Origin of the sequence: Rhodococcus sp. IEGM 1306 (assembly GCF_036541985.1) — a bacterium.
In the GTDB taxonomy this organism is placed as follows: domain Bacteria; phylum Actinomycetota; class Actinomycetes; order Mycobacteriales; family Mycobacteriaceae; genus Rhodococcus_F; species Rhodococcus_F qingshengii.
In genome coordinates, this window is sequence record NZ_JAZHFF010000001.1 from 1,090,459 (window position 1) to 1,102,529 (window position 12,071).

A 12,071-nucleotide genomic window follows, 5' to 3' on the forward strand; every position below is an offset into this window, starting at 1 on the left:
GGATGCGGCAGCAGTGGGGCCTGCGAGCAACGGCACTCGCAGCGACAGCAACGGCGCTTGTCGGTTGCTCCGTGGGCGGCGATGACGCAGACGCATCGGAAACAGGCGAGTCGTCGGCCGTACCTGCACCTCAGAAACTGCTCGCACTGGACGAGTTCGCAGCGCTCAACGCACTCACGCTCGGGGTCAAGCCCGATACGGTCTTCGCCACGCTGCAGTCGCAGGCGGCGAAGGAGATATTGCAGAGTGAGGGGATCGAGGTCGTCGACAAACCGACGTTCTTCCAATCACCAGATGTGGAGCAGATCGCGGCCGTTCATCCTGACCGAATCCTGCTCAGTGATGTCGGCTCGTTGACGTCGATCACCGTGCAGGCCAACGAGATTGCCCCGACGACGGTGCTCGCCTATGCGGCGCCGTGGCGCGAAGTTCTGAATACCGCGGCGACTGCACTGGGTCGAGAGTCCGAAGCTCGCGAAATCGTGTCGAGGCTCGAGGCCAAATTTGCCGAAGTATCCGGAACGGTCGAGGCGCAACCGCAGACACTGTCAGTGCTGGTGGGATTCTCCGGCGGCATCTACACCGTCATCCCACAGTCGCCGATGTCCTCGATCATCGAGGAAGCCGGTTTCGGGCGCCCGCAAGCCGAACTCGACGCGAAGATCGGCCCCAACACAGGTGTTGCCACGTCTTCGGTGTCCGGCGAGGAGGTCGGACAGCATGCGGCGGACGCGATGGTCGTGACCTCGGGCAACATCTACGACGGCGCTCTAGTTCACGCAAATCCACTGTTCAACGAGATCTCCGCAGTAAAGGCCGGACGCACGGCAGACGTGAGCGGTGAACTTTGGTTCGGCAGTTATCCTTTCGCGGTCTACTGGATCCTCGAAGACCTCGAGGCTCTTGCCGATCGCACTCTCACCGGCGCGGAACTCCAAGGCCGCATCGCATCCGACGCCGACGCAGTTACCCGATGGAAGGCGTTCTCGAAATGACGACGACACAGGCCACGAAAGCAGACATTTCATCTGAAGAGGCCGACGCATCACAAGGAGCGACGGCCGAAGCCTCGCAAGCCAAAGCTGAAGCGGCGGCGCACAAGAGCGCGCTTCGCGAACTCCTTGCGCCAGTTCGTACACGGACCACCATCGCGATGGTGATGCAGGTGATCGCCGCGGTCGCGGCCATCGTGCCGTACGTGGCCATCGCCGAGTTGGGTAAGACGCTGATCGTGGGCGGCGACATCGACTCGTCTCGCGTCTGGACGATCGTGTGGGTGGTCGTCTTGGGTCTGGGTATGCGTGCGTTCTTCGGAGGCGGTGCATTGATCGTGACGCACTTCGCCGATGTCAATCTTCAAGCTGTGCTTCGGCGTCGAATCGCAGCGACACTGGGTCGACTTCCACTGGGCTGGTTCACCTCCCACTCGTCCGGAACCGTGCGAAAAGCCGCGCAGAACGACATCTCCGATCTCCACTACCTGGTTGCGCACAGCGCCGTCGAGACCACCGGCGCCATCGCGGTGCCGCTCGTCGGGCTCGGCTACGTGATCTCGATCGACTGGCGTCTGGGACTGGTCGCGATTGCCACCCTCCCGATCTACATGATCGCCTACGCGATGATGACCAAGGACATGGCCGTCAAGATGAGCCGGATGAATGAGGGCATCGCGGCCATCAGCAACACCATCGTCGAGTTCGTCACCGGCATCGCAGTGGTCAAGACCTTCGGTCAGGACAAGCAGTCACATTCTCGATACCGCGACGCTGCCAAGGCGTTTGCCGTCTCGTACGAGGGCTGGGTTCGCCCGATGCTCCGGACCGAGGCGCTGGCCTCGATTGCGTTGAGCGCACCGGTTGTGCTGGTGGTCAACCTTGGCCTCGGCTCGTGGTTCGTTCACTCCGGATGGGTGTCACCCATCGATGTGCTGACCAGTTCTCTTGTCGCGATGGTGATTCCGGTGTCGGTGACGACCATCGGTTTCGGTATGCAGGCTCGCCGTGAGGCAGCCGCCGCTGCGGCGCGACTGATCGCGCTGTTCGCAACCGACGCTCTGCCGGAAACCGATCATCCGAAAAAGCCTGTGGGGAACGAAGTTCGATTCTCCGGAGTTTCCTTTGCATACGACGACGGCGCCGACGTTCTGACCGACATTGATCTGACGCTGCCGGAGGGTACGGTGACGGCGCTGGTCGGACCTTCGGGTTCGGGTAAGTCGACGCTGGCAACGCTGGTTCCGAGGTTCCACGACGTGCGTGCCGGATCCGTGGCCATCGGTGGTGTCGACGTCAGGGAAGTCGCTACCGACGAGCTGTACCGCCACGTCGGATTCGTTCTGCAGGACGTGCAGCTGGTCGAAGCGACCGTGCTCGACAACATTCGGCTTGCCCAACCGCAGGCGACTTCGGCCGAGGTGAAGGCCGCTGCCGCAGCCGCGCAGATCGACACCCGAATCGAAGCGCTCCCGAGGGGGTACGACTCGGTGGTCGGGGTCGACGCCAGATTCTCGGGTGGTGAAGCCCAAAGAGTCTCCATCGCGCGTGCGATTCTCGCGGACACTCCTGTTCTCGTGCTCGACGAGGCAACCGCGTTCGCCGACCCGGAGTCCGAAGCCGATATCCAAGAAGCGCTGTCGCGTTTGACGGTGGGGCGCACCGTGCTGGTGATCGCGCACCGGTTGGCTTCGATCGTGAGTGCCGATCAGATCGTGGTCCTCGACGCCGGACGGATCGTGGAGAAGGGCACGCACGATCAGCTTGTGGCGAGTGGTTCAACCTATGCGCGGATGTGGGCGAGTCACAGTCGGGCCGACTCGATTGAACACAGTCGGGCCGACTCGATTGAGCACAGTCGGGCCGACTCGATTGAACGCAACACCGCAGGTAAGTCTGACGCAGCAGGAAAGGCCAACTCATGATTCGCGACCTCTTCCGGATACTCGGCCCGCAGAATCAGGGCCGTTATCGCGAGTTCCTGGTGTGGGCAGTGTTGTACGGCGTGATGCAGGGTTTGGCAGTGGCGCTTCTGGTCCCTGCGGTGCAGGCACTGTTCGATCAGAGCTGGGGCAGTTTCGTTCGGTGGCTCGCCGCCATGGCCGTATGCGCTGTGATCAGTTCGATTGCGCACTACCTGCAGGCGATGAAGGGTTTCGAGTCGGCCCTCACTCTGCTGCGGACGATGCATCTGCGCCTGGGAGATCATCTCGTCACTCTGCCGCTCGGCTGGTTCGGCGCCGGCCGACTCGGGCAGGTATCGCAGGTTGCCAGCAAGGGCACCATCTCGGTGATGGGGGCCGCTGCGCACCTGATGACACCGATCATCTCCGGAATTGCCAGCCCGGCAACCATTGTCGTGTGCATGTTGTTCTTCGACTGGCGGCTCGGGCTCGCGCTGGTAATCAGCGTTCCGATTCTCTTCGCGGCAGCACGATTTGCCTCGACGATGACTGCCAAGGCCGACGATCGGGCTCATGCAGCGGCCGTCGAATCGAACAATCGAGTGCTCGAATACGCGCGTTGCCAACCGGTCCTGCGTGCTTTCGGACGCACCCACGGGGTGTACGAACCGCTCGACGACGCGATCGAAGCGCAACACACTGCCGGTCGTTCACAACTGTGGTTCGTGGTGATCGGGTCCGTGGTCAACGGGATCGCCCTGCAATTCGTGTTCTCTGCCGTGATCATCTTGGGCGCGTTCCTCGCGCTCGGCGGCGACATCGATCCGGTCACGTTGATCGCGCTACTCGGACTGACCGCACGGTTCATCCAGCCGCTGGGTGAGATCGGCGAGTTCGGCGGTGCAATCAGAATGGCACGCAATGAAATCCGGCGAATGTCCGAGATCCTCGAAGTTGAACCAATGGTCGAACCCGATACCAGCGGGACGGCGACGGGGGAGACGGCAGTGCAGTTCGACGCCGTCGACTTCGGATACGCGGACGGTGGGCAGGTTCTGCGAAACATCTCCTTCGACGTGCCACGGAAGTCGTTGACGGCGTTGGTCGGTCCGTCAGGGTCCGGCAAAACCACCGTCACCCGGTTGATCTCGCGCTTCTACGACGTCGACTCCGGTGTGGTGCGTGTCGGCGGCGTCGACGTGCGGGACCTCACGAGTGCCGACCTGATGTCGCAGCTGTCTCTGGTCTTCCAGGACGTGTACCTCTTCGACGACACGTTGATCGCGAACATCCGCCTCGGCCGCCCCGAAGCCACGGACGAAGAAGTCTTCGACGTGGCTCGGATCGCGGGCGTCGCGGAAATCGTCGAGCGGCTTCCTCGGGGTTGGGACACCCGTGTCGGTGAGGGCGGGACGGCACTGTCCGGTGGAGAGCGGCAGCGGGTCTCCATTGCACGCGCACTCCTCAAACGCGCACCTGTCGTTCTGCTCGACGAGGCGACTGCCGCGCTCGATCCCGAGAACGAGGCACACGTTCAACGTGCGATGCAAGAACTCGCCAGGGAAAGCACACTGCTCGTGATCGCTCACAAACTGTCGACCGTCGTGGCCGCAGATCAGATCATCGTGCTCGGTGACGACGGTTCGATCGTCGAAGTGGGCACCCACGAAGTCCTGCTCGCAGCCGGTGGGAACTACGCCGCGTTCTGGAATCAGCGCCACCGTGCGTCGGGATGGCGGTTGGTGGCAAGCTGAGCAGAATGCAGACCGGAAAGAAGACGGGGCGGCCGCCGACGTTGTCGACAGTGGACATCGTCGAGGCCGCCCTCGCCGGTGATCTGAGTGAACTGACCATGCCGAGCGTGGCAAAGCGGCTGGGCGTCAGTCATTCTGCACTTTATCGCTACTTCGCAGACCGCGAAGCGCTGCTGCGTGCCTGCTCGGATCATGTTGTGCGTCAGACTGTATGGCCCGATACGAATCGTCCGTGGCGCGAATTCCTGAAGGATTTCTGCGACGTTCTGTGGTCCTCGTTCGAGCGCTATCCAGGTCTGGCCCAGGTCGGTCTCGCAGTTCCGGGCACGCCGCCGGCGATAATCGAGATCGTGGAGAAACTGGTCGGTTCGTTGACTGCGCAAGGCTTCACACCCCACGATGCGATATTGGCGGTGGACTTCATCTCCGAGGTGACGATGACGCAGTTCGCAATGATGGCGGCGATGGACAAGACCGTCAGCTCCGCCGATTCACGTTCCGCGCGACAGGCGTATCAGGAAAGTTGGAATGCATCGGAGTCGTTGATCGAGGGAATCGGCGACGAATCGACGTGGCACGGGCGAGGTTGGTTGGACGAGAAGATCACGATCATGCTCGACGGCCTGGAAAAGCGTGTTATCGGCTGACATTTCTACTAGCTTTGAGAGTAATGCCCGTTTCGGCGTGATACAGGCTAATGTGCACACATAGGACGGGTGGTTGCTGCACCGGGAGGCGGGGATCATGGATCTCGAAGCGATTGTTCTCATCCAAAGACTCAAGTACCGATACGCACGCGCCTTGGACACCAAATCGTGGGTCGAATTCGCCGACACTCTGACCGTCGACGCCACCGCGATCTACGGAGAACAACTCAGTTTCGATTCCCGAGATTCGTTCGTCTCCTTCCTCGAGAACACTCTCGGATCACACATCATCACCGAACATCAGTGCGGGCAACCCGAGATCGACGTCGACGGAGACACCGCAACCGGGATCTGGTGCCTCGCGGACACAGTGGTAATCCCCGAAGACGGCATGCTGCTTCGCGGATCGGCCTTCTATCACGACAGATACACCCGCTGCAGCGACGGTGAATGGCGAATCTCCCACACGAGCTACGAGCGGACCTGGGAATCGGTGGTGGCGCTCGCCGACATGCCGAGTTTCCGATTGACGTCCAACAAGTGGGCGCTGCTGCAGCAACCGTCGTTCGGCGACTCGGTAGTTCGCAACGTCTCCTGAGGTCGCCCGCGATTAGAGTCGGCTCATGGTTGATGCAGATTTTTCGCTGCCTGACGTACGGACGTGGATTCGCGGTATCCCCGCGCTGACCGGAACTCCGCCGCCCGCGCCCGAGTGTTTTCCGGAAAAGCCGGGGGAGTTGTTCCTCGACTGGCTCCGTGCGGCCGTGGCCTTCGGCGTCGTCGAGCCACACGTGTGTGCGCTCTCGACCGTGGACGGCGACGGTATGCCTGATTCTCGCTTCCTCATCCTCAAGGACGTGACCGAGGGTGGGTTCTGGTTCTCTGGTTCAGCTGCTTCGCCGAAAGGTGTTGAGCTGAAAGAAAATCCGCGAGCATCGCTCGCCTTCTACTGGCGCGAGACGGGTCAACAGATCCGGATTCGCGGAACGGTTCGCGAGGGCGACGACGCACTTCGACGCCGAGACTTCGTCGAACGCTCCGTCACGGCGAGAGCGGTGGCGACGGCAAGTGAGCAGAGCGAGGTGCTCGAAGACTTAGGGGCGTACGACACGTCGGTGGCCGCTGCGGAAGCAAGAATCAGCGACGACCCAGGGTTCGTGTCGGAGGACTGGCGTGCGTGGTGCCTCCAGCCGGAGTCTGTCGAGTTCTGGCAGGCAGACTCCGGGCGTCGGCATCAGCGGTGGTTGTACCGGCGCGGCTCGGACCGAGCATGGACACGAGCAGTGCTGTGGCCCTAAGGGGCAGCTGGGCCCAGATCAGCTCGCGCTGATCTCCGGCGATACGAGGTTGACGACGATCGACTGTCCGCCCAGCTTGGCGTGGATTTCGGGATGTTCGAACCCCGAGGACAACAGGTAGCTGCCGAGCATCGTGAGCAACTCGTCCAGATCCGTCGTGGGATCGGAGGAATGTGCGCTCGAGGGTGAGGCCTGATTTGCGATGAGTTCGGTGTGGGTGAGTCGACCGGCCACTCGAACGGCGGCTACGCCCATCGCGTCGCGACGTACGACGGTACGACTCCGAGTTTCGAGCGTCCTCGATGATTCGCGTGTTGAAGCTGGCACTGAAAGGTCCTCTCCGCTGCTGTGTGCGGCCGTGGTTCGGGCAGGAAGCGGAAACGTGAATGCATCGGATTGCTTGGGTGCGGTCGACAGAAAATCCGCTGTGGCGGTGGCACTGCTGGAACCGTTACCCGTGGAAAGGTTGCTCCCAGAACCATTGCTTGCAGAACCATTACTTGCGGAACTATTGGCTCTCGATCCGTTGCCGGAACCGTTGGGGCCCGCTATTCCGTGAGAATTCTTGTCTTCCATTGTTTCGCTCCTGATGCCCGTAAACAGACCGCCGGTTTGCTTAATCGACGCAAACATACCAGGAGTTGGTTTACGGTCACACCCCTTGTGGAGTTCGGCGTTGAATGCGCAGCCACATTGCGAAGCCCCACAGGACGAAGAATGCATAGACCAGATAGAGGATCGCCGAAGGGTAATAGCCGGCTCGGAAAAGAAGGGGAACACCAACGGCGTCGACGCCGATCCAGATGAGCCAGAATTCGGTCCAGCCGCGCGCCATGCCGTATGTCGCGAGGATGGAGCCGGTGAAGATCCAGGCCTCTGCCCACGCTCCGTACGAGCCGAGGAGGTCGAAGATCCAGGCGAAAGCGATTGTGCCGCTGGTCATGACGGCGATCATGGCGACGCGCTCGCGAGTTGTCGCCCAATGGGGCAGGACTGCGCGACCGGAGTCGCGTGCCCCGCGTCGCCACTGAGTCCACCCGTAGACGCTGACGGTGATGAACAACAACTGACGGCCGGCCTGGCCGTAGAGATTGAGCTCTTGCGGCGTGTGGAAAAGTGCGCCCATGAACACCGTGAACAACAAGGCATTTCCGGCTATGCCGACGGGCCACGCCCATACCGAGCGTCGCGCGCCCGCGATCGCGGAGCCGATTCCGAACGCGTTTCCGATGATCTCTCGCCAGAGAATCGTGGCGCTGCCGATGTGCAGTTCGGCGTCGAACAGCGCCTCGATCAGGCTCATCAGTCCGCAGCAGCGACGAGGGGTTCGAGCGTCAGATCCGGGAGTTCCTTCTGGATGTACTGCAGGCGCCACTTGTCACTGACCAGGGCGAGCAGAACACCGTCGGAACGGGTGAAGACCTCCACACCTCGTTGACGGTTCAGTTCGACCTCGGACGCGGCGTCGGTACGGCGAGCCAATGCGTAGCCGAGCGGTTCCATCTTGGCCTCGACGTTGAACTCGGCCTTCATGCGTGCTGCGACGACCTCGAACTGCATCGGGCCGACGGCCGCCATGACGGGGGAGGCGTCGCCGCGGATGTCGTTGCGGAGAATCTGGACGACGCCCTCGGAATCGAGTTGGTCGACAGCACGGCGGAACTGCTTGTACTTGCCGGCGCTTTCGGCGCGCAGGATCGAGAAGTGTTCCGGCGCGAACGACGGGATCGGCGGGAACTCCACCTTCTTCTCGGTGTACAGCGTGTGGCCGGGTGCGAGTGCGGTGGCGTTGACGAGGCCGACGACGTCGCCGGGGAACGCGGATTCGACGGTGGAACGTTCACGTCCGAATACCGTCTGGGCGTACTTGGTCGTGAAGGGCTTGCCGGTTTGGGCGTGTGTGACAACCATGCCGCGCTCGAACACGCCGGAGACGATGCGCATGAACGCCAGACGGTCGCGGTGCGCGGTGTCCATACCGGCCTGCACCTTGAAGACGACCGCACTGAACGGATCGGTGACCTCGCGCGGCTTGCCGCTGAGGTCTTCGCGCCCACGCGGCGGCGGCGCCAATTCGACGAGGGTGTCGAGGATCTGGCGGACGCCGAAGTTGAGCATCGCGGACGCGAAGATCACCGGGGAAGTCTGACCGGCGAGGAACATCTCCTGATCGTGGTCCTGGCCGGTAGCGGAGAGCAGTTCACTCTCCTCGGCCGCGGTCTCCCACTCGGAGCCTTCCTTGGCGAGCGCCGCGTCGGCGTCCATGACCTCTTCGGGGGCGATCTTCGCGCCGCCTGCGGTACGGGTGAAGCGGACGTACTCGCGAGCCTCACCGTCTTCACCGCGCCGCAGCAGTCCGCGGAAGTCGCCGGCGATGCCGACCGGCCAGTACAGGGGGGTGGGTGTGAGGCCGATCCGTTCGCTGATCTCGTCGAGCAGTTCGAGAGGAGTCTGACCGGGACGGTCCCACTTGTTGATGACGGTGATGACCGGAATGCCGCGGTGACGACACACCTGAAACAGCTTGAGCGTCTGCGGTTCGAGGCCCTTGGCAGCGTCGATGAGCATGACCGCCGCGTCGACGGCGGTCAGGACGCGGTACGTGTCCTCGGAGAAGTCGGAGTGACCGGGGGTGTCGACGAGGTTGATGACGTTGATCTGCTCGTCCGGGGTCTCGGACGAGTGGTAGTTGAACTGCAGTGCGGTGGAACTGACGGAAATGCCGCGGGCCTTCTCCATCTCCATCCAGTCCGAGACCGTCGACTTGCGGCCTGCCTTGCCGTGGACGGCTCCTGCCTCCGAGATCTTCTTCGCGTGCAGTGCCAGCGCTTCGGTCAGCGTCGACTTTCCGGCGTCGGGATGCGAGATGACGGCGAAGGTTCGGCGACGCTCTGCCTCTGCGGACAGGCCCTTGGTCGTCGTCGTGACCGCGACCGACCCGCTCTCGGTTGAATCGGGGCCTTCGGTGTCGGACTGGACAGTCGAGTCGGAAGGGACGGTCGAGTCGGACGGGGTAGTCAACGAAGAACCTCTCGAAGTGGGCGTCGGTGCCGGCGACGTGCCGGTGCGCGGACAGGTGGAGAGTGCGGCAGCACAACAGAGAAAGGATACTCGCAGACCACGATGCGATAGCCACTGCGGCGTAACACTCGGCGAACGATCGCTGATTATCCATGTATGTGTGTGTTCGAACACACAGCCATTTGTGTCCTGCGAAGAGTTGCACTGATCGAAGAGTGACACTGACCGAGGAGTTGCGTTGAGCAAGTTCACCGAAGAGATGTATGCGACCGCCGCAGTCACCGACCGCGGCCTGGTGACGGGAGAGCCGGACAACGCTTTCCGTCAGACCTGGGGCGACATCCACCAGGAGGCTCGGCGCATGGCCGGCGGCCTGGCCGAGGTCGGTATCGATCGCGGCGTCGCGATCGGCATTCTCGCCGGACAGCCCGTCGACATCGCACCTGCCTGCCAGGCGACGTGGATGCGCGGTGCGTCGGTGACGATGCTGCATCAGCCGACCCCCCGAACGGATCTGGGCGTCTGGGCTCAGGACACCGAGACTGTGATCGACATGATCTCCGCGAAAGCCGTCATTCTGGGTGCGCCCTTCGACGCGGCCAAGCCGCTCCTCGAAGAGCGTGGCATCACCGTCGTGACGGTGGACGAGCTTCGCAGCGGAACGTCGATCGATCCCGTGGAGACGGCCGAATCGGATATCGCACTCCAGCAGTTGACGTCCGGTTCCACCGGTTCGCCCAAGGCTGTGCAGATCACGCACGAGAACTTCTACACAAATGCCTACGCCATGATCAACCGCATCAAGTTCTCCATCGAAGACGACGTGATGGTGAGCTGGCTTCCGCTCTTCCACGACATGGGCATGGTCGGTTTTCTCACGGTTCCGATGCAGGTGGGCGCAGAGGTCATCAGCATCACGCCGATGGATTTCCTGCGCACCCCGGTGCTGTGGGCCGAGCTGATGGGCAAGTACGGCGGAACTGTCACCGCCGCACCGAACTTCGCGTACTCGCTCTTGGCTCGTCGACTCGCACAGGCGGAAGACGGGGCAGTCGACCTGTCCAGCGTCCGATACATGTGGAACGGCGCCGAGCCGGTGGATCCCGACACGATGGATGCACTCGCCGAGGCCGGTGCGCGTTTCGGTTTGAACCCGACTGCGCTGGCGCCCGTGTACGGAATGGCGGAAACCACGCTCGCCGTGTCGATTCCGGATCCCGATCAAGGTCAGGTCCTCGACTACGTCGATCCAGACTTTCTCGAATCGATGTCTCGAGCGGTGCCGTCCAATCGCCCCAACGCTCGTGCCCTCGCCACACTCGGCAAGATGGTGCCTGACCTCGAGGGACGCATCGTCGACCGTGACGGTCAGGTGCTTCCGGCCCGCGGTGTCGGAATCATCGAGGTTCGCGGCAAGGCAGTCACTCCCGGGTACGTCACGGTCGACGGACACAAGCCGGCCCAGGACGACGACGGTTGGCTCGACACCGGTGACGTCGGGTACTTCACCGAGGAAGGACTGGTCGTGGTGTGCGGGCGTGTCAAGGACGTCATCATCATGGGCGGCCGGAACGTGTACCCCACAGACATCGAACGGGCGGCCGGAACCGTTGCCGGTGTGCGTCCCGGAAACGCCGTCGCGATTCGTCTCGACGCCGGCCAGAAGCGTGAGAGCTTTGCAGTCGCCGTCGAGACCAACGCTTTCGAAGATCCGGAAGAGGTCAAGCGTATCGAACGCGAAGTGGTCCACGCCGTGGTTGCCGACGTCGGTGTCCGACCTCGCGCCGTTGCGGTCCTGGGTCCCGGCAGTATCCCGAAGACGTCGTCGGGGAAGCTCCGCCGCGCGAATTCGGCTGCACTGCTGGGTAACTGACCGTCAGTGCAGGCGGTTCTGTGCGGCTTCCAACCCGAGTTCGAGCAGTAGCTCCACTGCATCCGCAGCCTCTTCGCATACGAGATCGAGTTCTTTTCGCTCCGTGGACGAGAACGGCTTGAGAACGTAGTCCGCCGGGTCCATGCGGCCCGGCGGACGACCGATCCCGACGCGCGTGCGCAGGTAGTCCTTGGTGGTCAACGAACTCGAAATGGACCGCAGGCCGTTGTGGCCGCCTTCGCCGCCGCCGAGTTTGAGTCTGATCGTCCCGAAATCGAGATCCAGTTCGTCGTGGACGACGATGATGTTCGCGGCGTCGACCGAGAAGAACCGTGCGAGACCGGCGACAGCGCCACCCGAGAGATTCATGTACGAGCGTGGTTTTCCGAGAATCACGCGCCGGCCGGCGAGGCGACCTTCGACGATTTCGGCACCACTCTTCTTGTGTACGTTGAACTTTCCGCCCATGCGCCCGGCAAGGGTGCCGGCGACCATGAAGCCGACGTTGTGCCGGGTCTTCTCGTACTGGGGGCCGGGATTACCCAGGCCGATGACGAGGGCGGTATCTGTGCTCAACGGACG

At 62.6% G+C, this 12,071-nt stretch carries 11 protein-coding genes; 7 read left to right on the forward strand and 4 right to left on the reverse strand.

Annotated features, from left to right (window positions below):
• Nucleotides 1-2 precede the first annotated feature (2 nt).
• The 6 genes from V3587_RS05430 to V3587_RS05455 all read left to right on the forward strand — a co-directional run bounded on the left by V3587_RS05430 (nt 3) and on the right by V3587_RS05455 (nt 6,595).
• Nucleotides 3-995, forward strand: a complete 993-nt coding sequence (locus tag V3587_RS05430; RefSeq protein WP_058037023.1) for an ABC transporter substrate-binding protein — start codon at nt 3-5, stop codon at nt 993-995.
• Nucleotides 992-2,917 (forward strand): ABC transporter ATP-binding protein, encoded by a 1,926-nt coding sequence (locus V3587_RS05435; protein ID WP_230587544.1) that lies wholly within the window; start codon nt 992-994, stop codon nt 2,915-2,917. Before V3587_RS05430 ends, V3587_RS05435 begins: the two co-directional genes overlap by 4 nt.
• Nucleotides 2,914-4,650, forward strand: a complete 1,737-nt coding sequence (locus V3587_RS05440) for an ABC transporter ATP-binding protein (RefSeq protein WP_030536297.1) — start codon at nt 2,914-2,916, stop codon at nt 4,648-4,650. The genes V3587_RS05435 and V3587_RS05440 overlap by 4 nt, the downstream gene beginning before the upstream one ends.
• A gap of 5 nt (nt 4,651-4,655) precedes the next feature.
• Nucleotides 4,656-5,297, forward strand: a complete 642-nt coding sequence (locus tag V3587_RS05445; protein ID WP_054780876.1) for a TetR/AcrR family transcriptional regulator — start codon at nt 4,656-4,658, stop codon at nt 5,295-5,297.
• Nucleotides 5,298-5,394: 97 nt separating this feature from the next.
• On the forward strand, nt 5,395-5,895 hold the full coding sequence (locus tag V3587_RS05450) for a nuclear transport factor 2 family protein (protein ID WP_003946235.1): 501 nt from the start codon (nt 5,395-5,397) through the stop codon (nt 5,893-5,895).
• A 25-nt stretch (nt 5,896-5,920) separates the two neighbouring features.
• Nucleotides 5,921-6,595: a pyridoxine/pyridoxamine 5'-phosphate oxidase gene (locus tag V3587_RS05455; protein WP_050654515.1), complete on the forward strand. Its 675-nt coding sequence runs from the start codon at nt 5,921-5,923 to the stop codon at nt 6,593-6,595.
• An 18-nt stretch (nt 6,596-6,613) separates the two neighbouring features.
• Here V3587_RS05455 and V3587_RS05460 read toward each other — a convergent pair whose 3' ends face one another.
• From V3587_RS05460 to V3587_RS05470, 3 genes are all read right to left on the reverse strand, one after another.
• Nucleotides 6,614-6,922 carry a hypothetical protein gene (locus V3587_RS05460; protein ID WP_306669658.1) on the reverse strand — a complete coding sequence of 103 codons (309 nt, stop codon included), beginning with the start codon at nt 6,920-6,922 and terminating at the stop codon, nt 6,614-6,616.
• 325 nt (nt 6,923-7,247) lie between these two features.
• Entirely contained in the window at nt 7,248-7,898 is a 651-nt protein-coding gene (gene pnuC, locus V3587_RS05465; protein ID WP_050654516.1) for a nicotinamide riboside transporter PnuC, read from the reverse strand.
• Nucleotides 7,898-9,502 carry a peptide chain release factor 3 gene (locus tag V3587_RS05470; RefSeq protein WP_135000451.1) on the reverse strand — a complete coding sequence of 535 codons (1,605 nt, stop codon included), beginning with the start codon at nt 9,500-9,502 and terminating at the stop codon, nt 7,898-7,900. The genes pnuC and V3587_RS05470 overlap by 1 nt, the downstream gene beginning before the upstream one ends.
• Nucleotides 9,503-9,854: 352 nt before the next feature.
• On the opposite strand from V3587_RS05470, the gene V3587_RS05475 reads away from it, so the two are divergent.
• A complete protein-coding gene (locus V3587_RS05475) occupies nt 9,855-11,489 on the forward strand; it encodes a fatty acyl-AMP ligase (protein WP_003946224.1) in 1,635 nt (544 codons plus the stop codon).
• A 3-nt stretch (nt 11,490-11,492) separates the two neighbouring features.
• On the opposite strand, the gene pth is transcribed toward V3587_RS05475, so the two are convergent.
• The gene (gene pth, locus V3587_RS05480) at nt 11,493-12,065 is read right to left on the reverse strand and encodes an aminoacyl-tRNA hydrolase (RefSeq protein WP_003946229.1); all 573 of its coding nucleotides are present in this window, start codon (nt 12,063-12,065) and stop codon (nt 11,493-11,495) included.
• Nucleotides 12,066-12,071 lie beyond the last annotated feature (6 nt).